At 47.7% G+C, this 24964-nt stretch carries 18 protein-coding genes; 15 read left to right on the top strand and 3 right to left on the bottom strand.

Annotated features, from left to right (window positions below; genetic code table 11):
- Nucleotides 1–447 precede the first annotated feature (447 nt).
- Both NCCP2331_RS14785 and NCCP2331_RS14780 read right to left on the bottom strand, forming a co-directional pair.
- Nucleotides 448–738, bottom strand: coding sequence for a hypothetical protein (locus NCCP2331_RS14785; protein ID WP_251671663.1), 291 nt, complete (start codon nt 736–738; stop codon nt 448–450).
- 30 nt (nt 739–768) lie between these two features.
- Nucleotides 769–1968 carry an iron-containing alcohol dehydrogenase gene (locus NCCP2331_RS14780; protein ID WP_251671662.1) on the bottom strand — a complete coding sequence of 400 codons (1200 nt, stop codon included), beginning with the start codon at nt 1966–1968 and terminating at the stop codon, nt 769–771.
- 356 nt (nt 1969–2324) lie between these two features.
- On the opposite strand from NCCP2331_RS14780, the gene NCCP2331_RS14775 reads away from it, so the two are divergent.
- The 9 genes from NCCP2331_RS14775 (at nt 2325) to NCCP2331_RS14735 (ending at nt 16694) form a co-directional block, all read left to right on the top strand.
- A complete protein-coding gene (locus tag NCCP2331_RS14775; RefSeq protein WP_251671661.1) occupies nt 2325–4766 on the top strand; it encodes a (Fe-S)-binding protein in 2442 nt (813 codons plus the stop codon).
- Between the two features lie 152 nt (nt 4767–4918).
- Complete coding sequence (locus tag NCCP2331_RS14770; protein WP_251671660.1) at nt 4919–6112, top strand: acetyl-CoA C-acetyltransferase; 1194 nt, start codon at nt 4919–4921, stop codon at nt 6110–6112.
- Between the two features lie 20 nt (nt 6113–6132).
- Entirely contained in the window at nt 6133–6981 is an 849-nt protein-coding gene (locus NCCP2331_RS14765) for a 3-hydroxybutyryl-CoA dehydrogenase (protein ID WP_251671659.1), read from the top strand.
- Nucleotides 6982–7016: 35 nt separating this feature from the next.
- Complete coding sequence (locus NCCP2331_RS14760) at nt 7017–8153, top strand: acyl-CoA dehydrogenase (protein ID WP_251671658.1); 1137 nt, start codon at nt 7017–7019, stop codon at nt 8151–8153.
- Between the two features lie 435 nt (nt 8154–8588).
- Nucleotides 8589–9728, top strand: a complete 1140-nt coding sequence (locus tag NCCP2331_RS14755; RefSeq protein WP_153720822.1) for an acyl-CoA dehydrogenase — start codon at nt 8589–8591, stop codon at nt 9726–9728.
- A 17-nt stretch (nt 9729–9745) separates the two neighbouring features.
- Nucleotides 9746–10363, top strand: a complete 618-nt coding sequence (locus NCCP2331_RS14750) for a TetR/AcrR family transcriptional regulator (protein WP_251671657.1) — start codon at nt 9746–9748, stop codon at nt 10361–10363.
- A gap of 66 nt (nt 10364–10429) precedes the next feature.
- Nucleotides 10430–13687, top strand: a complete 3258-nt coding sequence (icmF, locus tag NCCP2331_RS14745; protein WP_251671656.1) for a fused isobutyryl-CoA mutase/GTPase IcmF — start codon at nt 10430–10432, stop codon at nt 13685–13687.
- Between the two features lie 531 nt (nt 13688–14218).
- Nucleotides 14219–14791, top strand: coding sequence for a DNA-directed RNA polymerase subunit delta (rpoE, locus tag NCCP2331_RS14740; RefSeq protein WP_251671655.1), 573 nt, complete (start codon nt 14219–14221; stop codon nt 14789–14791).
- Between the two features lie 301 nt (nt 14792–15092).
- Nucleotides 15093–16694, top strand: coding sequence for a CTP synthase (locus NCCP2331_RS14735; RefSeq protein ID WP_251671654.1), 1602 nt, complete (start codon nt 15093–15095; stop codon nt 16692–16694).
- 45 nt (nt 16695–16739) lie between these two features.
- On the opposite strand, the gene NCCP2331_RS14730 is transcribed toward NCCP2331_RS14735, so the two are convergent.
- Nucleotides 16740–17267 (bottom strand): DUF2529 family protein, encoded by a 528-nt coding sequence (locus NCCP2331_RS14730; protein ID WP_251671653.1) that lies wholly within the window; start codon nt 17265–17267, stop codon nt 16740–16742.
- Nucleotides 17268–18300: 1033 nt separating this feature from the next.
- Between NCCP2331_RS14730 and NCCP2331_RS14725 the strand changes: the two genes are divergently transcribed.
- The 6 genes from NCCP2331_RS14725 (at nt 18301) to rho (ending at nt 24874) form a co-directional block, all read left to right on the top strand.
- Nucleotides 18301–18669 carry a response regulator gene (locus NCCP2331_RS14725; protein WP_251671652.1) on the top strand — a complete coding sequence of 123 codons (369 nt, stop codon included), beginning with the start codon at nt 18301–18303 and terminating at the stop codon, nt 18667–18669.
- 90 nt (nt 18670–18759) lie between these two features.
- Complete coding sequence (locus NCCP2331_RS14720) at nt 18760–19617, top strand: class II fructose-bisphosphate aldolase (protein WP_153720966.1); 858 nt, start codon at nt 18760–18762, stop codon at nt 19615–19617.
- Between the two features lie 730 nt (nt 19618–20347).
- On the top strand, nt 20348–20995 hold the full coding sequence (gene fsa, locus NCCP2331_RS14715) for a fructose-6-phosphate aldolase (protein ID WP_153720828.1): 648 nt from the start codon (nt 20348–20350) through the stop codon (nt 20993–20995).
- A 58-nt stretch (nt 20996–21053) separates the two neighbouring features.
- Complete coding sequence (locus NCCP2331_RS14710) at nt 21054–22331, top strand: UDP-N-acetylglucosamine 1-carboxyvinyltransferase (RefSeq protein ID WP_251671651.1); 1278 nt, start codon at nt 21054–21056, stop codon at nt 22329–22331.
- Nucleotides 22332–22465: 134 nt separating this feature from the next.
- Nucleotides 22466–23431 carry a class II fructose-bisphosphatase gene (glpX, locus tag NCCP2331_RS14705; protein WP_153720830.1) on the top strand — a complete coding sequence of 322 codons (966 nt, stop codon included), beginning with the start codon at nt 22466–22468 and terminating at the stop codon, nt 23429–23431.
- Between the two features lie 159 nt (nt 23432–23590).
- A complete protein-coding gene (rho, locus tag NCCP2331_RS14700) occupies nt 23591–24874 on the top strand; it encodes a transcription termination factor Rho (RefSeq protein WP_153720831.1) in 1284 nt (427 codons plus the stop codon).
- The last annotated feature ends 90 nt before the right edge of the window (nt 24875–24964 follow it).

Genomic DNA, 24964 nt, shown 5'->3' with positions numbered 1-24964 from the left:
AATAGCGAAGGCGCAACTGCGGGGTCGGCCGTTGCTATGAGACAACTGGCGTGGTCTTTGCCAGCTGGCTCATGGCGTAAGGCAATCCCCCAGCGCCGAAGCGGGTTTAAACTGTAAACACACACTTCATTCCAACCTCCTGCAAAGTCGTGCAACGAAACTACGCCAACTAAATTTGCACTTAGTAAAAAAGCAGCATGACATACATTCTCCAACAATAGCGAAGGCGCAACTGCGGGGTCGGCCGTTGCTATGAGACATCTGGCGTGGTCTTTGCCAGCTGGCTCATGGCGTAAGGCAATCCCCCAGCGCCGAAGCGAGTTTAAACTGCAAGCCCCCACACTTCATTCAAACCTCCTGCAAAGTCGTGCAACGAAACCTTACTACTAAACTCACAACATACCAAAAACTACATGTCCTGCATTCCACATACCCGCGAAGACGCAACTACGGAGCGGCTATGAGCGCGAAACCTGGTTCAATGATCATGACGGGATGCGGTATGATCATGCGGCCGAGTTGAATGATCACGTGGCCGGTGTGTATGAGCGACTGAGGCTGGGCTATGAGCGCTTGAGCGGATACTATGATCATCCGCGAAGTTTCTTCTGGCAGGCAGCCGCGCTTTTCGCCAGCTGACTCATAGCGTAAGGCAATCCTCCAGCGCCGAAGCGGCTTCAATCTGCAAACATACACTTCATTCAAAATTCCTGCATAGTCGAGCAACGGGACGGACATCAACTAAATCCGCATACGTACTTAGTAACCTCACTCCCGAATCAACTCATAAAGCTCAGTAAACTGCTTCTTGCTTAAGATCTGGGGCACCGGGTACAGCGGGTTCGCTTCTGCATCCGCCCGCCCGACCATCAGCGGGATATCCTCCGGCTTAATCCCGCTCACCTTCTCGGGAATACCCATCGCGCGATTCAAGGCGCGGATCTCCTCAATGAACATCTCCGCTTTCTTCTGCTTCGTATCGCCAGGCGCGGCAATCCCGATTATATCTGCAAGCTCAGACAGCGGCTCGTACACATGCTTGCCGTAATACGCCAGTACATGCGGCATAATAATGGCGTTCGCGAGGCCGTGCGGCACATTGTAGAATCCGCCGAGGGTGTGCGCGATGGCATGCACATTGCCGACAAACGCCCGTGTAAACGCCTTGCCGCCCAAATAAGCGGCCTGCAGCATATTGGTCCGTGCTGCCAAGTTCTCTCCGTTGGAATATGCTTCGTATACATTGCCGAAGACCAACCTGACAACTTCCCGGCTCCACTGCTTCGTCTCTTTCGTATTACTTCTGCCGATATACGCTTCCACAGCATGCGTCAACGCATCCATCCCGGTTGTCGCTGTAATGGAAGGCGGCAATTTCATCGTCAGCAGAGGATCCAGAACAGCGTAATGCGGAAGCAATGACGGATCCATAATGGCGTACTTTTCATTCGTATCGGGATTCGTCACGACGGCCGCAAGTGTCGCCTCGCTGCCCGTGCCTGAAGTGGTGGGCACTGCGAATAAAGGCGGAATTGCCTTGCGCACGCGTAACGAGCCTTTCAGCTGTGCGATGCTTTTTGAGGGTCTCGCAATTCTGGCGCCGACCGCTTTTGCGCAGTCGATAGGCGAGCCGCCGCCGAACGCGATGAGCGCCTCGCAGCGATTCGCCGCATACAGTGCGCGGGCTTCTTCGATATTCGCGATTGTCGGATTCGGCACGGTGCGGTCGAAAACTAAGTATTTAATTCCCAATAAATCAAGTCCAGTGAGCAGACCATCCATCAAATGAAGCTTTGCAATGTCCTGGTCCGTGACGATCAGCACACTGCTGATTCCGAGCTTCTTTATTTTCTCCGGCAGCTGCTCTAGACTTCCCGGTCCCTGCAGCAGTTCAGGTTCACGCCATGGCAGGAAACCGAGTGCGGTCTTGAAAACTTGTTGATAAGTGCGCGCGTAGATTGGATTCATTCTGATCAGCTCCTATTCTGTGTCTAACTATTTCTTCTTATAGTATCAGAATATTTGCTATACTGTTATTATATAAATGTGCACAAATAATTTTAAAGTATAGAAAAGTATACTTATTAGTATCAAAAGCTATTGATTATCGCCTGATAACCACGCAGAATTACAGGTAATAAATGATTCCAATCTTTCGGCAAGGTTAAATATCCCCTGCTCGCTTTTTATATTTGCTTAAATAAATTTTCGAAAAATAGTTGACTGAATGCTCATTCATAATTTACACTGTACATATGTTAAACTACTCGTAAGCGCTTTATCGTGATTGCACTGGCGTGAAAACAGAGGAAGGGGAGAATAAGATGAATGTGTTACTCATCGCAAACTGGATATTATTTCTGGCGGTTACCGTTTACGGATTCGGACTGTTTCTATATCTGCTGAAAACGCGCTATCAATTTATCCGCCTGGGGAGAAAAGAAGAGTTCGATAATAATGTCAAAGAACGTCTTCGAAAGATTTGGGTTTATGTATTTGGACAAAAGAAACTGTTAAAAGATAAAAAGAGCGGGGCAATCCACGTACTATTTTTCTACGGATTCCTGCTCGTTCAATTTGGGGCAATTGATTTAATATGGAAAGGATTAAAACCTGGATCACATTTACCGTTAGGACCGTTGTATCCAGCGTTTACATTCTTCCAGGAAATTGTTGTATTTCTCATTCTAGTAGCAGTCGTGTGGGCATTCTACCGTCGCTACGTTGAAAAACTTGTCCGTTTGAAGCGCGGCTGGAAATCAGGATTAGTCCTTATTTTCATCGGTACGCTTATGGTATCGACACTTGTTGCAAACGGCGCAAATATGATTTGGCATAATGAAGGAACGACTTGGACAGAACCGATGGCCTCGCTCATCGCGATGGTATTCAGCGGAGTTCCTCAAGGCGTTGCTGCGGCAATATTCTTCATTGGCTGGTGGGTGCACTTGCTGACTTTGCTGACTTTCCTGGTCTATGTACCACAGTCCAAGCACGCGCACTTGATTGCCGGACCTGTCAATACGTATTTCCACCGACTTGATCATGCAGGCCGTTTGAAGCCTATCGATTTTGAGGCGCTTGAAGAAGTGGAAGATGAAGAAGATATGCCGCCTCTGGGTGTAGGGAAGATTACGGATTTCACGCAAGCACAAATGATCGACTTCTACGCTTGTGTAGAGTGCGGGCGTTGTACAAATATGTGTCCGGCAACTGGCACAGGGAAAATGCTGTCACCGATGGATTTGATTACAAAATTGCGTGATCATCTGACAAATACAGGTGCCGTCATGACAAAGCAAAAGCCTTGGGTGCCTCAGCTGATGTTCAATAATACGCAGGGCAATCAGCTGGCATTTGCTGCCGGAGCGGAAGGCGTTTCGATTGATGAGCTGTATAATCCTTCATTGATTGGTGATGTCATCACAGAAGAAGAAATCTGGGCATGTACGACTTGCCGTAACTGTGAAGATCAGTGTCCGGTAATGAATGAGCACGTGGATAAGATTATTGACCTTCGCCGTTACTTAGTCATGACAGAAGGTAAAATGGATGCAGATGCTCAGCGCGCGATGACAAATATTGAACGTCAGGGTAATCCATGGGGCTTGAATCGTAAAGAGAAAGAAAACTGGAGAGATGCACGTCCAGACTTGCACATCCCGACAGTGAAAGAAGCGAAGAAAGCAAAAGAAGACTTCGAATACTTGCTGTGGGTCGGTTCGATGGGTGCATTCGACAACCGTTCGCAGAAGATCGCCCTTTCATTTGCACATCTATTGAATGAAGCCGGCGTAAGCTTCGCGATTCTCGGTAATAAAGAGAAGAACTCCGGAGATACACCGCGACGTCTAGGCAATGAATTCTTATTCCAGGAACTGGCTACTGCGAATATTGCAGAGTTTGAAAAAGCGGAAGTTTCGAAAATTGTCACGATTGATCCGCACGCATATAATATTTTCAAGAATGAATATCCGGACTTCGGCTTTAAAGCGATTGTGAAACACCATACAGAATTGCTGTATGACTTGGTTATGGCAGGCAAGCTGGTACCTAAGCACGCAATCAATGAAACGATTACCTTCCATGATTCCTGTTACTTGGGCCGCTATAACGATGTCTACGATCAGCCGCGTGAAATCCTGAAAGCAATACCAGGCGTAGAGCTGGTCGAAATGAAACGTAACCGCCAGGACGGCATGTGCTGTGGAGCGGGCGGCGGTATGATGTGGATGGAGGAAGATACTGGCCAGCGCGTCAACGTAGCTCGTACAGAACAGGCAATGGAAGTCAGCCCGGGAATCATTTCATCCGGCTGTCCGTACTGTTTAACGATGCTGTCTGACGGAACGAAGGCGATTGAAGTCGAAGAGCAGGTCGGCACATACGACATCGCAGAATTGCTCGAGCGTTCAATCTTCGGCGAGGTTCAGCTTGCTCCGCAGCCTGAAGAAGAAATTGTTGAAGAATCTGCAGAAATTTCAGTGGAAAAAGCACCTGTTGAGGCTGTCATAGAAGAAGCAGTTGTAGAAGAAACCCCGGTTGAAATACCGGTTGTGGAAGAATCTGCAGAAGTAGTAGTTGAAGAGCCGCTGGTCGAATCCTTGGAAGTGAAAATCGAGGAACCGGCAGATGAGCCGACTGAAACCTCGGCTGAGGGATCTGCTGAAACTACGACGAAAGAACCGGTTGCCGAATCTGAATTGGCTGCAACCGAGGAAAACGCGGATGAAACACCGAATAACACGGATGGAAAGCAGAATTAAATTATTGCGAATTGTATGGTGGTAACGTACAATTAGAGTATCTAAAACGCTAACAATATGTTAAGTGGATAAATCAGAGGGTCTTTGTGCCCTCTAGTTTATTACTCATCAGTCGAGCGAGCGTTCAGTCAGTGAAAATAGGAGGGAATGGAATGACAAGAACAGTTATTTTACAAGGGGCAAGAACACCATTTGGTAAATTAGGGGGCGCATTATCCTCGCAGACAGCCAGTGACCTGGGGGGAACGGCGATCAAGGCGGCACTCGAGCGTTCAAGCGTTCAAGGAGAGCAAGTAGATGAAGTAATCATGGGTACCGTTTTACAGGCGGGACAGGGGCAAATCCCATCAAGACAGGCAGCAACAAAAGGCGGCATCCCTTATAGTGTGAAAACAGAAACCGTCAATAAAGTATGCGCTTCCGGAATGCGCAGTATCACACTTGGCGATCAACTGATCCGATTAGGTGAAGAGAACATCATCGTAGCAGGTGGTATGGAATCAATGTCCAATGCACCTTATTATTTACCGGGCGCACGCTCAGGATTAAAGATGGGCGACACGACACTTGTCGACGGCATGATTTACGACGGCCTGACCTGTGCGTTTTCACCAAATCATGTTCACATGGGCACATATGGCAACAGCACAGCCAATGAGTTTTCATTGAGCCGTGAAACGCAGGATGAATGGGCATTACGAAGCCATGACCGTGCTCTTGCAGCAATGGATAGCGGTTTATTCGCGAAAGAAATCGTTTCTGTCAGCATTCCGCAGCGTAAAGGCGAGGCACTGGTCGTTTCTGAAGACGAAGCACCAAGACGCGGCAGTTCTTTGGAATCGCTTTCAAAATTACGTCCGGCTTTTGATAAAGACGGCACGATCACTGCAGGCAACGCGCCGGGTGTCAATGACGGAGCTTGCGCGGTTGTACTGATGAACGAAGACGAAGCGAAGAAGCAGGGCAAAGAACCGCTTGCTGTCATCCTGGGTCATGCAGAAGTTGCGATTGAACCGGAAAGATTTCCGGAGACACCTGGACACGTCATCAAAGCATTACTTGAGAAGACAGGTAAATCACTGGATGAAATCGATTTATTTGAAATCAATGAAGCATTCTCAGTCGTGGCACTCGCCAGCTCGCAAATCGCCGATCTTGACGAAGAAAAAGTGAACGTCAACGGCGGGGCAGTCGCACTCGGACATCCGATCGGAGCAAGCGGGGCGCGTGTAGTCCTGACACTTGCCAATGAACTGAAACGGCGCGGCGGCGGAATCGGCATCGCGGCCATTTGTTCAGGCGGCGGGCAGGGGGACGCCATTATGATTGAAGTACCTAAAAACTAATGAACGGGGAGGCAGACCAGATGGTGATAGAGCATGTATTTATCATAGGTGCAGGACAGATGGGCGGCGGAATCGCTCAAGTCTGCGCTCAGGCAGGCTACCAAGTAACACTCCACGATATAAATGAAGAAGCATATAACCGCGGCTTTGCTGTCATTACGAAAAACCTGTCACGCAATGTGGAGAAGGGGCGGATGACGGAAGAAGAAAAGCAGGAAGTTCTCGGCCGGTTTACACAGTCACTCGATCTGCAAAATGCCAAACACGCGGATCTCGTCATTGAAGCGGCTGTTGAAAACATGGAAGTGAAAACATCTATTTTCGCACAGCTCGATGAAATCACACCGGAGCATACAATTTTGGCGACGAATACGTCATCACTGCCGATCACAGAAATCGGCGCCGCGACAAAACGGCCTGAAAAAGTTATCGGCATGCATTTCATGAATCCGGTTCCTGTCATGCAGCTGGTGGAAATTATCCGCGGACTTGCGACAGACGACGCAGTCTATGAAGCAGTCGAAGAAATGACCCGCAGGCTCGGCAAAACACCGGTCGAAGTGAATGACTATCCAGGATTTGTCGCGAACCGTGTATTAATGCCGATGATCAATGAAGCAATCTTTACGCTGTATGAAGGCGTGGCAACAAAAGAAGCGATCGACGATGTGATGAAGATGGGGATGAATCATCCGATGGGGCCGCTGCAACTGGCAGATTTCATTGGGCTCGATACATGCCTCTATATTATGGAGACGCTGTATGAAGGATTCGGAGATTCAAAATACCGTCCTTGTCCGCTGCTGCGGAAGTATGTCAAAGCAGGATGGCTCGGCAAGAAAACGGGCAGAGGTTTCTATACGTACTGAACAATTGAATAAGCCGAAAGCGTGAGGTGAAGAAGATGGATTACAACTTATCAGAAGAACAACAAATGATGCGCCGGATGGTCCGTGATTTCGCGAACAAGGAAATTGAACCGTGGATACCGCGGATGGAAGCAGGAGAGTTTCCGCGTGAACTGCTTGGAAGAATGGGGGAACTCGGTCTGATGGGCATCACGGCTCCTGAACAATACGGAGGCTCCGAAATGGATTTCCTGTCCTACATTATCGCCATTCACGAATTATCTAAAGTAAGCGCGGTCATGGGCGTTGTGCTGTCAGTCCATACTTCAGTGGGAATGAATCCCATCCTCTACTTTGGCAGTGAAGAACAGAAAAACCGCTACTTGCCAAAAATGGCTTCCGGGGAATTTTTAGGAGCTTTCTGTCTGACGGAAGCTTCATCGGGTTCGGACGCAGGCTCATTGAAAACCTGGGCTAAGCGGGTAGATGATCATTATGTGATTAACGGCTCTAAAATATTTATCACAAACGGCGGAGAAGCCGATGTCTATATCGTGTTTGCGAATACGGCACCTGAAAAAGGCACATACGGTATCACCGCTTTCATCGTCGACCGGGATACCCCAGGTCTTTCAATCGGCAAGGATGAAAGAAAAATGGGTTTGCACGGTTCACGGACTGTAGCACTCAGCTTCGATAACATGAAAGTGCCCGTCGAAAACCGCTTAGGCGAAGAAGGCGGCGGCTTCAAAATCGCCATGGCAAATCTCGATGTTGGCAGGATCGGCATCGCAGCCCAAGCGCTCGGGATTGCCGAAGCCTCACTCGAAGCGGCAACTGCCTATGCACAGCAGCGCGAACAATTCGGCAAACCAATTGCCGTCAATCAAGGCGTGGGATTCAAACTGGCAGACATGGCAACCGCCACAGAAGCCGCACGACTGCTCGTCTATAGAGCAGCCTGGCTGAGAGCGCAAGACAAACCATGCGGCAAAGAAGCTTCCATGGCCAAACTATTCGCCTCCCAGGCAGCTGTCGACAACTCCATAGAAGCAGTCCAGATTTTCGGAGGCTACGGCTACACCGAAGACTACCCCGTAGAACGCTACTTCCGGGATGCCAAGGTATGCCAAATCTATGAAGGCACCAGCGAAATCCAGCGCGTCGTCATCGCCAAGCACCTCACCAGCTGAGTTTGGTGCGGTGGGAGTGGTGAATGGTTCGGTGAGATGCGGGTTTGGCGCGTTGGAAGATCGGATTGGTTCGCCGGCAGCGTAGATTGGTTCGTTGAAACACTGTTTTGGCGCGCGACCGGTACTTATTGGTGCGGCACCTCAAGAGATACGCTCGTTCCGGGGTGAACTGCGTACTTGTATTCACTAACTGCTTACAACAAAACTTTAAACACCAATGTATCACACATACATGTAGGGAATTGACGCGGAAGACGGGCGACTCCGAGAGGGTCAGCGTGCGCCTTGAGACCCCGCAGGAGTGAAGCGACGAGGAGGCTCAAGCCACGCCCTCCGGAAAGCGTCCCGTCTGCAGCGCCAATTCCCAAACAGCAAGCCTTTATCAGCAACACTAAATTAAAAACTTCAATTAAACACAAAGGACGGGAGAAAACTATGGACTTTAAACTATCAGAAGAACATGAAATGATCAGAAAAATGGTACGGGACTTTGCGGAAAAGGAAGTCGCACCATCAGCAGCGCAGCGCGACGAAGATGAAACATTCGACATGAACATCTTCAACAAAATGGCGGAACTCGGCCTCACAGGCATTCCGTGGCCTGAAGAATACGGCGGCATCGGCAGCGATTACCTGGCCTACGTCATCGCAGTAGAAGAACTCTCCAGAGTCTGTGCATCTACAGGCGTCGTACTTTCCGCGCACACATCACTCGCGGGATGGCCTTTATTCAAATACGGCAACGAAGAACAAAAACAAAAATACCTGCGCCCACTTGCAGAAGGCAAGAAAGTTGGCGCATACTGTTTAACAGAAGCAAGTTCAGGATCTGACGCAGGCGGAATGAAAACTTCAGCGAAAAAAGACGGCGACGACTATGTGCTGAACGGCTCGAAAATTTTCATTACCAACGGCGGAATTGCTGATACATACATCGTATTTGCGGTAACCGATCCTGAATCAAAACACAAAGGAACGAGCGCATTCATCGTAGAAAGCACATTTGACGGTTTCTCTGTAGGGAAGAAAGAGAAGAAAATGGGGATCCGTTCTTCACCTACCACAGAAGTCGTTTTGGATAACTGCCGTGTTCCGAAAGAAAATTTGCTCGGCGAAGAGGGCGAGGGCTTCATCATCGCGATGAAGACACTGGACGGCGGACGCAATGGAATCGCAGCGCAGGCAGTCGGCATCGCACAGGGCGCTTTGGACGCAGCTGTTAATTACTCGAAAGAACGCGTGCAATTCGGCAAGCCGATCGTTGCCAATCAAGGCATCAGCTTCAAACTGGCGGATATGGCGACGTCAATCGAAGCATCCCGCCTGCTGACCTACCAGGCAGCCTGGCTCGAATCAAACGACCTGCCGTACGGTAAAGCGTCTGCCATGGCGAAACTGATGGCCGGCGATACCGCAATGAAAGTAACTACAGAAGCGGTTCAGGTATTCGGCGGCTACGGTTATACAAAAGATTATCCGGTGGAACGCTATATGCGTGACGCAAAAATTACGCAAATTTACGAAGGAACACAAGAAGTACAGCGCCTCGTTATCTCTCGTATGCTCACAAAATAACAGAGGGAGGGAACTCTATGCCAAAACATGAAGTGAAATCTACCGTGAAAGACGAAGACTTGATTCAGAAACGGCGTGAACAAATCAGCCGCGGGGCCGTGAAGCTGTTTATCGCGAAAGGGTTCCATCGGACGACAACGCGTGAAATTGCCAAGGAGGCAGGTTTCAGCATCGGCACGCTTTACGAGTATATCCGTACGAAAGAAGATGTTCTTTATCTTGTCTGCGATCATATTTATCATGAGGTGAAAGTTCGTCTTTCTGAACTGGACACCAATGATAACACGGTGGAAGGACTGCGTGTGGCGATTGCAAAGTACTACGAGGTGATTGATCATATGTCTGATGAGTTCCTGGTCATGTACCAGGAATCCAAATCGCTGCCCGGTGAAGCGCTGCGCTATGTGCTGACAAAAGAGCTGGAAATGGTCGAGCTGTTTGAAACGATCGTACGGCGCTGCATGGAAGCGGGCAATCTGCGGATCGGTCCCAATGAAGTAGCGCTTGCGGCGCATCATATTCTAGTGCAGGGACAGATGTGGTCGTTCCGCAGATGGGCGTTGCGCAAAAGTTATTCATTGGAGCAGTACATTCAGATACAGACGGATCAGATTATTCAAGGTCTGGCAAAATAAACAAGTGACTTCGCCGGGGCAGTTTGCTGCGGCGTGTGTCTCTTTGTATGGAAAGGCGGAATTTAAATGGCAACTGAGGAAATTTACAAGCCGAAGCACCATATCCGTTTCGTGACGGCTTCCAGCTTATTCGACGGGCATGACGCTTCGATCAATATTATGCGCAGAATCTTACAGTCAACAGGGGCAGAGGTCATTCATCTCGGGCATAACCGCTCTGTTGAGGAAGTTGTAAACGCTGCCATTCAGGAAGACGTCCAGGGCATCGCGATCTCGTCCTATCAAGGCGGTCATGTAGAATATTTCAAATACATGTATGATCTGCTGAAAGAAAGAAACGCTTCACATATTAAAATCTTCGGCGGTGGCGGAGGTGTCATTATCCCGAAGGAAATCAAAGAGCTGCATGAATACGGCATTCAATGGATTTTCTCTCCGGAAGACGGACGGAAAATGGGCCTGCAGGGAATGATCAACCGCATCATGGAGCTGTCCGACTTCTCCACTGCTGTCGAAAATGAAGAGGCCAATCTTGAACAGCTGACGGCCGAAACGCCGGGCGTACTGGCCAATTTGATTACTTATGCAGAAGATAAGCATCTGAAAAAAGATCAGACAGCTGAAGAATTGCTGGAGCACGCACGAAAACTTTCCAAGAAGACCCCGGTACTCGGCATCACGGGTACAGGCGGCGCGGGGAAAAGTTCTCTGACGGATGAATTAATTCGCCGTTTTCTGCAGGAGTTTCCTGACAAGCGCGTTGCCATCTTGTCCATCGATCCGACGAAACAAAAAACTGGCGGAGCATTGCTCGGTGACAGAATCCGGATGAATGCCATCTTCAATAACCGTGTCTATATGCGCAGTCTGGCTACACGCGGCTCCCGTTCTGAGCTGACGACTGCCATTCATGATGTCCTCGACGTTACGAAAGCCGCAGGATACGACTTGATTATTGTCGAGACGAGCGGAATCGGGCAGGGCGACGCGCAGATCACCGATATATCCGACGTTTCAATGTATGTCATGACGAGTGAATTCGGTGCGCCTACACAGCTCGAAAAAATTGATATGATAGATTTCGCAGATTTAATTGTTATCAATAAATTTGAACGCAAAGGTTCGGAAGATGCGCTCAATCAGGTCCGCAAACAGTATCAGCGCAGTCATATGCGTTTTGAAGATGAACTCGATAAGATGCCGGTTTACGGAACCATCGCCAGCCAGTTCAACGATAAAGGAACGAATACGCTGTTTGCTGCACTGATCGATCAGCTGAATACTTCATGCGGATTGGACTGGTCGACGGATTATGCTGATTCTGTTACGAAACAGGTGCAGACCGTCATCATTCCGCCTGACCGCAGTCATTATCTGCGTGAAATTGCCTCGACTGTCCGCAGCTACCACGCGAAATCGAAGCAGCAGGAAGAATTGGCGCGGCGTCTTTTCCAGCTCGAAGGAGCGATAGAAGCCGTTCGGGAAGCGGATTCTAATGAAGCATTACTAGATTCATTAACGAGTTTGAAAGAGGGCGTGGAAGAACAGTTGTCAGGTGAATCAAAACGCACACTGGAAAACTGGGAGACTTTGAAAGAATCGTATAAGCAAGATGAATATGTGGTGAAAATCCGCGACAAAGAAATCCGTACGGCACTTAACACGGTGAGTCTGTCAGGATTGAAGGTCCCGAAAGTCGTCTTGCCGCAATATAAAGATTACGGAGAAATTCTGCGCTGGGTGTACAGCGAGAATGTTCCCGGCTCATTCCCGTACACAGGCGGCGTCTTTCCGTTTAAACGTGAAGGGGAAGATCCGAAGCGCCAGTTCGCAGGAGAGGGAACGCCGGAACGCACAAACCGCAGATTCCACTATGTATCAAAAGACGACGATGCGAAACGTCTGTCCACCGCTTTCGATTCGGTCACGTTATATGGAGAAGATCCTGACGAGAGACCGGATATTTACGGTAAAGTCGGCGAGTCGGGGGTCAGCATCTGTACGCTTGAAGATATGAAAAAACTATATGCAGGCTTTGATCTTTGTGCACCGTCCACATCTGTTTCGATGACAATCAACGGCCCCGCGCCGATCATTCTGGCGATGTTCATGAATGCCGCCGTTGATCAGCAAGTCCGCAAAAAAGAAGAGGAGCTTGGCCGCACGCTTTCGGTTGAAGAGTTTACGGAAGTGCGCGAGCTGACATTCCAGACGGTCCGCGGAACGGTACAGGCAGACATTCTGAAGGAAGATCAGGGACAGAACACCTGCATCTTCTCGACAGAATTTGCGCTGCGTCTGATGGGCGATATTCAGCAGTATTTCATTGATAAAAAAGTGCGCAATTATTACTCCGTATCGATTTCAGGCTATCACATTGCGGAAGCGGGATCGAATCCGATTTCACAGCTTGCTTTCACATTGGCGAACGGCTTCACATATGTCGAGTATTACTTGAGCCGCGGAATGAATATTGACGATTTCGCACCGAATCTGTCATTCTTCTTCTCGAACGGTCTGGATCCCGAGTATACGGTGATCGGCCGTGTCGCGCGCAGAATCTGGGCGGTTGCGATGCGTGATAAATACGGCGCCAATGAACGCAGCCAGAAACTGAAGTATCATATCCAGACATCAGGCCGCAGCCTGCATGCGCAGGAAATTGACTTCAACGATATCCGCACGACACTGCAGGCACTGATGGCGCTGCAGGATAACTGTAACTCCCTGCACACGAACGCTTATGACGAAGCGATCACGACACCGACGGAAGAATCCGTGCGCCGCGCAATGGCGATCCAGATGATCATCACGAAGGAACATGGTCTGTCGAAAAATGAAAATCCGATGCAGGGGGCTTTCATTGTTGAAGAAATGACCAGCCTTGTGGAAGAGGCCGTGTTGCAGGAATTCGACCGGCTGAATGACCGCGGCGGAGTTCTCGGCTCAATGGAAACGCAGTATCAGCGCGGTAAAATTCAGGAAGAATCGATGTATTACGAAATGAAAAAGCACTCGGGCGAACTGCCGATCATCGGCGTCAATACGTATTTGAACCCGAATCCGCCGTCTGAAGAAGATATCGATAATATGGAAATTGCGCGGGCGACGAAAGAAGAGAAAGAAGTGCAAATACGGAACTTGCGCGCTTTCCAATCAAAATATGCCGATGAAGCGGAACAGGCATTGCAGAATCTTCAGCAAACAGCTGTATCAGGAGGCAATGTCTTTGCAGAACTAATGAAAACGGTACAGGTTGCGAGCCTTGGCCAGATTACAAATGCATTGTATGAAGTAGGCGGCCAGTATCGAAGAAATATGTAAAGCACTCTCAAAAGCTGCGTGAATTTGCGCAGCTTTTTTAAGATTTCATTTGCGGATGATCATGGGAGAGCGGCTGGTGATCATCGTCTGCGTTCAGGTGATCATGCGCAATGTTCAGGTGATCATAGTGCCCGCGCGGATGCTCATAGCGGCCGGCTGCGTGATCATGCGGCTTTCATTCGCGCTCATAGCACTCTGCAGGATTTTACATATGAAAAACAACAACTGCTCCATAGTGGATAAATTGCTAACTTTATCCGTATAATGTAAGGAACGAAGAGAAAGGGATGTGATGAAGGTGAGATGGTATTATCATGCGGTTATAATTGCACTTCTGTTTCTTCTCACATTCATCTTTTACAGCAGCGGACTGGGGGCCATTCCCTTTGCCTTTGCGTCTATCTATCTGGGATGTCTGACAATTAATGAGTATAGAAACGTAAAGAGAAGCAAAAGAATGTAGCATATTGGAACCGAAACTGTATATAATGTAAACTATGCTTATGTGTTGAAGAAAGGACGTGCCATAAATTGAATATCCATGAAATGACGAAAGAACAGCTCGCAGAAGAGTCGTTCATTAATATTACCTACCAAATCCTTACAGAACGACGCGAGTCCCTGACTTTGCAGCAGTTGATGGACGAAATCCAAAAACTTACAGGCGTCTCTGATAAGGTAATGAAAGATAAACTTGTTCAATTCTACACAGACATGAACATCGACGGCCGTTTCCTTGCGATCCAGGACAATCGCTGGGGGCTGCGTGAGTGGTACCCGGTTGATCAAATCGAAGAAGAAACGGCTCCGGTCGTAAAAGTCCGAAAGAAGAAAAAGAAGAAAAAAGATTATGATGATGAAGACGAAGAAGTGGAAGACGACGACGAGGACGAAGAGATCTTCGACGAAGAATATGTCGAACTCGGCGAAGAGGAAGATGATGCAGATGACGAAGACGATGACGAGGAAGAAGTCGTTGAAATCGAAGAAGATCTGATTGATCCTGATGACGATTTAGAAGTGATTCCTGATGAAGAACTCGACCTTGATGAAGAGGACGAGGAAGAAGAAGAGGAAGACGAAGAGTACGAGGAAGAAGAATAACAAGACTTGACTTTTAGCGCCTGAAAATATAAGATTTGTATGGGCTCCTGAAAAGGACACATGAATTCGTGTATACGCGCTCCTTATTGTAGTTCGCTACAACTGGGGCGCTTTTTTTAATTTTCATCTGAATCCAGCGGTGTAACATTGCTGGATTCAGATGTGGCCTCCGGCGGATGTCAGGTATTTTGAGGGGAGCTAATTTCGCAAAGCTTATCCAAAATCCCGACCAATCACGCCGAGGCGAGATTGATTTCATCAGCCTTCGCGCATGTAAATAGAACAAATGGAGGAACTACACATGACAAAATATATCTTTATCACCGGCGGCGTCGTATCGTCTTTAGGCAAAGGAATTAACGCAGCATCACTCGGCCGGCTGCTGAAAAACCGCGGTTTAAAAGTAACGAATCAAAAATTTGATCCGTACATTAATATTGATCCGCGCATGATGAGTCCTTACCAGCACGGCGAAGTTTTCGTAACGGAAGACGGAGCTGAAACGGATCTTGATATCGGTCACTACGAACGTTTCATTGACATTCAATGTAACCAGTACTCGAATGTGACGATGGGGAAAGTGTATGATCTCGTCCTCCGCAAAGAGCGCAGCGGTGAATATAAAGGAGCGACTGTTCAAGTCATTCCGCATATCACGAATGAAATCAAAGAGCTGATCAAACGTGCCGGCGAAACACTGAATGCTGACGTCGTGATCACAGAAATCGGCGGAAGTGTCGGCGATATTGAATCATTGCCTTACCTCGAAGCAATCCGTCAGCTCAAGACCGATCTTGGCAAAGATGACGTCATGTACATCCACAACACCCTGATTCCATATCTTCACGCAGCAGGCGAGATGAAGACGAAACCGACACAGCACAGCGTAAAGGAATTAAGAAGTCTCGGAATCCAGCCGAACATGATTGTCGTGCGCAGTGAGTATCCGGTTCCTCAGGAAATGAAGGATAAGATTGCATTGTTCTGTAATATCAAGCCTGAAGAAGTAATCGAAGCACTTGACGCTGAAACACTTTATGAAGTGCCGCTTCGTCTGAATGAACAGCATATGGATCAGATTGTTGTGGATTATCTTGGACTGGAAACACCGCAGCCGGATATTTCCGATATCGAAGAACTGGTGAAAGTCGTAAAATCACTGAAAGAAAAAGTGAAAATCGCGCTTGTCGGTAAATATGTTGAACTGCAGGATGCGTATATTTCAGCGGTGGAAGCTATGCGTCATGCAGGATATGCATTCAGTACAGATATCGATATCAAATGGATTAATTCTGAAGAAGTAACTGCGGAAAACGTAGAAGAATTGCTCGGGGACGCTGATGGAATCCTGGTTCCCGGCGGTTTCGGAGATCGTGGAATTGACGGTAAAATTGAAGCGATTACGTATGCACGTGAACATAAAGTGCCGTTCTTCGGCATCAGTCTTGGTCTGCAATTGGCTGCTGCAGAAATCGCCCGCAATGTCGCCGGACTCGACAAGGCACATTCATTGGAGTTTGACACAGTAACTGAACACAATGTCACAACATTCCACCCTGACTGCCATACTGCTGAAGAAGCAGACAGCACATTGCGTCTTGGTTCTTATCCATGTAAATTGTCGGAGAACACGAAAGCGTATAATGCATATGGTGAAGAATTGGTTTACGAGCGTCACCGACACCGGTATGAAATCAATCTGGCGTACCGCGCGCAGCTTGAAGAAGCCGGCTTCATCGTGTCGGGAATCAGCCCGGACGGCCGTCTGATCGAAGTAATGGAGCTGCAAGAGCATCCATTCTTCATCGGCTGCCAGTTCCATCCGGAGTTCGCATCTCGCCCGACTCGGCCACAGCCATTGTTCCGCGAATTCATCCGTGCAGCATTGGACAACCGTAAATAATCAAAACGCCCGCAAAAGTTTTTTAACACTTTTGCGGGCGTTTTTTCATTCGAAATCGTCATCATCGCCGAGCATCTCGTCGAGCGATAATTTTACTGCTTCATAGACGAACAAGGCTGCCAGGGCATGAGGTTGCACAATCCGTTCACCGTCTGGACCCGGGATCAATCCTTTTTTCAGCCCTGTCGAGATATACGTAAACGCCAGATCGGCGAGTTCATTGGTTTCGTCATGCGGGTCTGCTGTCAAGACGGCAAATGGAATGAATTCATCTGCCAGCTGCCTGGCCAGCTGAAGAGCAGACGGATGATCCGCCTTTCGAGCAAGCAGCCAAACACGGTCTGCTGCAGTGAACGACAGGTCCTCCGTATAACGGACAGCTCGCTTCAAAGGCTCAGCTCCATGCAAAGCAGTAGCTGTGATTGCGTCCATCTCTTCAAAACCGGCTATCACAATCCGTCCTTCTCCAACAAGTGCCTGTGCGAGCAGCCGCGCTGTTTCTTCTATTGACTCTTCCTGCCCATCCGCGATTCGTTCCAAAAGACCTCGAATCTGGGTCGTTAACATCTTCATATTCATCCCTCCAAATGTTCAGTATAAGAAATTAAAGCAAGAAGTGCAAAAACCAATGACTTTAAATAGAGGAATTAATGGAAGTATTACGAATAATATACATTAGGATGAAATGAATCTAGTACCGTCATTTTAAACTTTCTAAAATAAGTTCTCAAATAAAAAAATATAACTATTAATATTGGAAAAGACTTGTCATGTACGTTTCGCGATTTAGTGTGTTCAGGTTTCGCTGCCCGACTTTGCAGGAAGTTTGAGCGAAGTGTGGGTTTGCAGTTTAAACCCGCTTCGGCGCTGGGGGATTGCCTTACGCTGTGAGCCTGCTGGCGAAAGTCGTGCCAGCAGTCTCACAGCAACGGCTAACCCCGCAGTTGCGCCTTCGCTATTGTGGATAATGTATGTCATGCTGTTTTTTTGCAGAGTGTGGATAAGTTGACCTGTTTCCGTTACTCGATTTGCAAACGCATTGATCACAAGATTCTTAGCCCTTGCAGAATGCTAAGTAGTGCATGAAACACCACACCTATCACAATAATCTCAGATATTATGCTCATACTGCCACTCACATAAAAAGAATTAAAACACTAGCCAGTGTACCGGAGTGAAAGCCGTCACGAAGAACGGCTTTTGCGAGTAAAAGCGTAGCGTTAGGAGCACTGGTTTTAGGCGACTCTGGGAGGATCAGCCCGACAGGTGAGACAACTTGCGGGAGCGAAACGAAAACAGCATGTAGAAGAAACTCTGTATTGCCTTAATTTCTGCAAAGAGCGCAAAAATACGGCAAAGCGAACCCTTCGCTGTTCGCTTGGCTCAACGCGGGCCCGCAAGACACACGTCCGCCTGGAACGCAGGGAAACGGTCTCATACCAGCTAACCATTTTTTAAAGACTGGAAAAAGCACTAATTGAAAAGCTATGTTATCAACACATATTAAAAAAGGTTTTTATTTGAAAATACGTTCAATGAAACTGCTATCCTTTATATAGATTTCAAAAAAGGTTCATGGTCAAAAAAGTATTGAGGAGGAATTCATTTGAAGCAAATATTGATAGTCGATGATCAGCCGGGCATACGTATGCTGCTGGAAGAAATATTCAAACAAGCGGGTCTTAAACCAACATTAGCCTCAAACGGCAAGGAAGCCTTACATATACTTAGTGAGATGAAGCCGGACTGTATCCTGCTGGACATGAAAATGCCCGGCATGAACGGTGTCGAAGTACTGCGCGAAATCAGGAAGCAAATGCCTGATGCGCTTGTCATGATGATGACGGCCTACAGTGAAATCGAACTGACTGACGAAGCGGGAAAACTTGGCGTCGATCACCACTTCACGAAACCTTTTGATATATTTGAAGTACGCGACACAGTCTTGAACAGGTTGGAAAGACGAGACGTCTGACAGTAGTAATAATGAATGGAATTTGATATGCTAGAGAGCAGAAAGAATAATGAAACAGACAAACCGTCGAAAGCCAAGGAGGAAATTTTTATGCCACTCGTCTCGATGAAAGATATGATGATTAAAGGTAAAAAAGAAGGATATGCCATCGGTCAATTTAATATAAATAACTTAGAATATACCCAAGCAATACTGCAGGCTGCGGAAGAAGAGAAGTCTCCCGTCATTTTAGGAGTTTCTGAAGGCGCGGCACGTTATATGGGCGGCTTCAAAACAGTTGTCATGATGGTCAAAGGTCTGATGGAGGACTACGGAACAACTGTGCCGGTTGCAATTCATTTAGATCACGGCTCCAGCTATGAAAAATGCAAAGAAGCAATTGAAGCAGGATTCACTTCAGTTATGATTGACGCTTCTTCCAAGCCGCTTGCGGAAAATATCGAAACTACAAAAAAAGTAGTGGAATTGGCAAAACAGCATAATGTCTCTGTAGAGGCTGAACTTGGTGTTGTCGGCGGACAGGAAGACGATATTATCGCAGAAGGCGTAATTTATGCAGATCCTGCAGAATGCCGGGAACTTGTAGAAAAGACAGGTATTGACTGTCTGGCTCCCGCGCTTGGTTCCGTACACGGTCCGTATAAAGGGGAACCGAACCTGGGCTTTAAAGAAATGGAAGAAATCTCGAATCAAGGGGATATTCCTCTCGTGCTTCATGGCGGAACAGGAATCCCTACTGAAGATATCCAGCGTGCGATTTCATTGGGCACGTCTAAAATCAATGTCAATACAGAAAACCAAATTCAAGGAACACAGGCGGTCCGTGACACACTGAATGCAGATTCAGATGTTTATGATCCGCGTAAATTCCTTACACCGATGCGTGAAGCAATCAAAAAAACTGTCATCGGCAAAATGCGCGAATTCGGCAGTTCCCAGCAAGCGTAATCCAGAAATACCCGCAACAAAGGAGGAGCGCAATATGTCTCCTTCTTTTGTGTTTTTTGTCTAGATTAAAATCTTTTCTTGATAACTTGTCTGGTATGTATTAAGAGAACTATGTTGTAATTTGGCAATGCTTCGGCGCTGGGGGATTGCCTTACGCTTTGAGCCAGCTGGCGAAGAACGTGTATCACTGCCTTAATTTCTACAAAGAATGCAGAAATACGTCAAAGCGAACCCGACGCTGTTTGCTTAGCACCGCCCCGCAGTTGCGCCTACGCTGGTGTGGGTAAGTAATAACGTGCTGACTTTTTGCAGAGTGTAAGTTGAGTTGGCGTGGTTTCGTTTCTTCACTTTGTAAACGCGATAATCACAAGAACCTAAGCCTTTGCAGAATGCTAAGTATTGCATGAAACGCTAAACCTATCATAATAAGCCTAAATAGTATGCTCATACTGCCACTCATATAAAAAGTATTGAAATACCAGCCAGTGTACCGGAGTGGAAGGCGGCGACTCGGGGAGGATTAGCCCGATAGGATGAGACAACTAAAGGGAGCGAAGCGACCAGTTGGCTCACCGAGGGCCCTCCCGAACGCGTCCGCCTGGAACGCAGGGAAACGGTCTTCTTCCACTTACTAACCCATACTACGTAAACTATCATAAAGTAAACTGTGAAGCGTGCTTTTTTATAAAGAGCCTGTATTTTAACAGTAAAAACTAGGAGGCAACATTACATGAAATTTTTCATAGATACTGCAAACTTTGATGAAATAAAAGAAGCACACAGCTGGGGGATTATCTCAGGCGTAACAACCAATCCTTCATTGGTGGCAAAAGAAGATATTTCATTCCATGACCGTTTGAAAGAAATTACTGCACTTGTTCCCGGATCAGTCAGCGCAGAAGTAATTTCACTGGATGCAGAAGGAATGATTAAAGAAGGACGCGAACTGGCTGCCCTTGCGGAAAATATTACCGTCAAGCTGCCGATGACGCCTGAAGGTCTGAAAGCCTGTTCAGTATTTGCTGCAGAGGGCATCAAAACAAATGTCACGCTGATCTTCAGTGCGAACCAGGCACTGCTGGCCGCTCGTGCCGGCGCAACTTATGTGTCACCTTTTATTGGCCGTTTAGACGATATCGGACAAAATGGAACTGAACTAATTGAAACTATTTCAGATATTTTCACGATTCATGATCTGGACACGCAAATTATTGCGGCTTCGATCAGACATCCTCAACATATTACGGCTGCCGCTTTAGCAGGGGCGCATATTGCAACGACACCATTTAATGTATTGAAAAGTTTATTCGCCCATCCGCTGACAGCAAAAGGCATCGATCAGTTTTTACAAGACTGGGAAACCAGAACGAATAAGTGACGGAATCAATCATGCTCCGGCGTGATGGTATCTGGATTCAAAACAAAAGGAGATCGAAATGGACGTTTACAAAATTAGAGGTGGAAAACAGCTGCAAGGGACTGTGAGAGTAAGCGGCGCAAAGAATAGTGCAGTGGCTTTGATTCCTGCAGCTATTCTCGCTGATTCGCCGGTAACGATTGCAGGTCTTCCGGAAATTTCTGATGTAGAGACACTGCAGCTGCTGGTGGAAGAAATCGGCGGCAAAGTGCAAGTGGAAGACGGCAAAATGACGATTGATCCTTCAGAAATTGTATCTATGCCGCTGCCGAACGGCAATGTCAAGAAACTTCGGGCATCCTCCTACATGATGGGTGCATTGCTCGGCAAGTTTAAGCACGCGGTTATCGGACTGCCCGGCGGCTGCCATTTAGGACCGCGGCCAATCGATCAGCATATTAAAGGATTCGAAGCACTCGGTGCAAAAGTGACCAATGAACACGGTGCGATTTATCTGCGTGCAGATGAACTGCGCGGTGCCAAAATTTATTTAGACGTTGTTAGTGTGGGAGCGACCATTAATATCATGCTCGCTGCTGTCATGGCAAAAGGAAAAACAGTGATTGAAAATGCAGCAAAAGAACCGGAAATCATTGATGTGGCAACACTATTGTCCAATATGGGCGCGAACATCAAAGGAGCCGGAACAAACGTCATTCGAATCGAAGGGGTAGAAAGTTTACACGGTACGAAACATACGATCATCCCCGATCGAATTGAGACGGGAACCTATATGATAATGGCGGCGGCAGTCGGCGATGGTATTACGATTGATAATGTCATTCCACTGCACGTCGAAGCAATTACGGCCAAACTTCGTGAAATGGGCGTCAAAATCGAAGTGGGCGAGGAACAGATTTTTATCCCGAAAACGGAGAAGCTGGAAGCAGTGGATGTGAAAACACTGGTTTATCCGGGATTCCCGACGGATCTTCAGCAGCCGTTCTGCGTGCTGTCGACCCAGGCGCAGGGCTCCTCGATTTTAACGGATACGATTTATCCCGCGCGTTTTAAGCAAATCGACGAACTTCGCCGAATGAATGCCGACGGGCGTGTGGAAGGGCGTTCTGCAATTATTGCAGGACCTACTCAATTGCAGGCGGCAACAGTGCGCGCATCTGATCTGCGTGCAGGTGCGGCGCTGATGATTGCCGGTTTGATTGCAAGCGGAGAAACAGAAATTCAGGATATCGAACATATTGAACGCGGCTATAGCCGGATCATCTCCAAGCTGCAAAATCTCGGTGCCGATATTCAAAAAGTAGAAGGTCTGACCGCAGCTTCAATTTCCGAGTGACAGTAATTTGTAATTTCGTGTATAATAGACCATAACGACACATCCAGACAGCGTGCAATCATGGGTGCGGACGTAGGCAAATGAAAGGTAAAACGCGACAAGCGCCTTACCGCAAACAGGAGGAACAAAACAGTATGGAACGTAGTTTATCGATGGAATTAGTGCGTGTAACAGAGGCGGCAGCAGTTTCAGCAGCCCGCTGGATGGGACGCGGTTTGAAGAATGAAGCGGATGATGCAGCAACAGAAGCCATGAGAACAGTATTTGATACAATTCCAATGGAAGGCGTAGTCGTCATTGGTGAAGGCGAAATGGACGAGGCACCGATGCTGTATATCGGTGAAAAGCTCGGGACAGGCCACGGACCGGCAGTTGACGTAGCAGTTGATCCGCTCGAAGGCACGAATATCGTAGCGTCAGGCGGATGGAATGCGCTTGCTGTACTAGCAGTTGCTGACAAAGGCAATTTGCTGAATGCTCCTGATATGTATATGGACAAAATCGCAGTCGGACCTGAAGCGGTCGGCAAGATTGATATAGATGCATCAGTAACAGACAACTTGAAAGCTGTAGCGAAAGCGAAAAACAAATCGGTTAATGATCTGGTAGCTTCTGTATTGAACCGTGAGCGTCATAAAGAAATTATCGAAGAGATCCGTGCAGCAGGCGCGCGTATCAAGTTAATTGAAGACGGCGACGTAGCTGCCGCATTGAATACAGCATTCGATGACACAGGCGTGGATATTTTATTCGGCATGGGCGGTGCTCCTGAAGGCGTAATCGCGGCAGTCGGATTGAAATGTCTGGGCGGAGAGATCCAAGGGCGTCTCGTTCCTTCAAATGATGAAGAAAGAGAACGCTGCATCAAAATGGGCATCGATGTCGATAAAGTATTGAAAATGGATGACCTGGTAAAAGGCGATGACTGTATTTTCGCTGCAACTGGTGTAACAGACGGTGAATTAATGGACGGCGTGCAATTCAAAGGTTCCTATTGCCGGACACAGTCACTTGTCATGCGTTCTAAATCAGGCACAATCCGTTTTGTAGAAGGTCGCCACAGCATGAAGAAAAAACCACTTCTCGTTATGCAAGACTAACTCCCTCACCACCCGGTTCAGCCGGGTTTCTATTTCCTGAGACTATCAACGATCCATAATGCAGGCTATTGCGGAAAGGAAGGACATTACGTGTCCTCCTTTCTGTTTAATAGTGTCAAATAATCCTAATACTATAAATGAAGAGTGGTGTGCGTATAAATGACGATGATTACCCTTGCAGACCTAGAGAATATGACGCTCAAGGAACTGTACGCGCTTGCGAAAAAATACAAGATTACGAACTACAGCAAGCTGACTAAGAAAGAATTGATATTTGCGATTTTGAAATCACGTGCAGAAGAAGAAGGCTTTTTCTTCATGGAAGGTGTGTTGGAGATCATCCAGTCGGAAGGCTATGGTTTCTTGCGTCCGATCAACTATTCCTCGAGCTCCGAAGATATTTACATATCGGCATCCCAAATCCGCCGCTTCGATCTGCGCAACGGCGATAAAGTTACCGGAAAAGTCCGTCCGCCAAAAGAAAATGAGCGGTACTACGGGCTGCTTCAGGTAGAAGCAGTAAACGGCCAAAACCCGGAAGTAGCACGCGAGCGTGTACATTTCCCGGCACTTACTCCTTTATATCCAGACCGGCAGATCCGATTGGAAACGACAAAAAGTAATGTTTCGACACGAATTATGGATCTCGTCTCACCTGTTGGATTTGGCCAGCGCGGACTAATCGTTGCTCCGCCAAAAGCAGGGAAGACGATGCTTCTGAAAGAAATTGCCAATTCCATCACAACAAACCATCCGGAAGCAGAATTAATCGTTTTGCTTATTGATGAAAGACCGGAAGAGGTAACGGATATCGAACGCTCTGTAAACGCCGATGTGGTCAGTTCTACATTCGATGAAGAACCGCAGAATCATGTCAAAGTAGCAGAACTGGTACTGGAACGGGCAATGCGCCTTGTCGAAAGTAAACGTGATGTCATCATCCTGATGGACTCCATTACCCGTCTGGCACGTGCGTTTAACCTGGTCATCCCCCCAAGCGGACGAACATTATCCGGCGGAATTGATCCGGCTGCTTTCCACCGGCCGAAACGATTCTTCGGTGCCGCACGCAACATCGAAGAGGGCGGCAGCTTAACCATTCTGGCAACAGCTCTGATTGAAACCGGCTCCCGTATGGACGAAGTCATTTATGAAGAATTTAAAGGAACCGGCAACATGGAACTGCATCTCGACCGCAGCCTTGCCGAACGCAGAATCTTCCCGGCACTCGACATCCGCCGCTCAGGAACACGTAAAGAAGAACTGCTTATTCCGCCGGAAAAACTCGAAAAACTCTGGGCCATCAGAAAAACCTTCTCTGACTCCAATGACTTCACCGAGCGCTTCATGAAAAAGCTCCGCCAATCCGACAACAACGAAGAGTTTTTTGAAAAGCTGAATGAAGAAATGAAGGCGCATCGTAAGGGTAAGGGATTGATTTAAGGATTTTAAATAAAAAAGTTTTGTGCATTAGTTTAGTGCTAGAGGATTTTCACTACAGACGGGACGCTTTCCGCGGGCATGGCTTGAGCC

It is taken from the genome of Sporosarcina sp. NCCP-2331 (genome assembly GCF_023707945.1).
Lineage (GTDB): Bacteria > Bacillota > Bacilli > Bacillales_A > Planococcaceae > Sporosarcina > Sporosarcina cascadiensis.
Note: the sequence above shows the minus strand (reverse complement) of the source record. Positions and strands in the feature narration are given on the sequence as shown.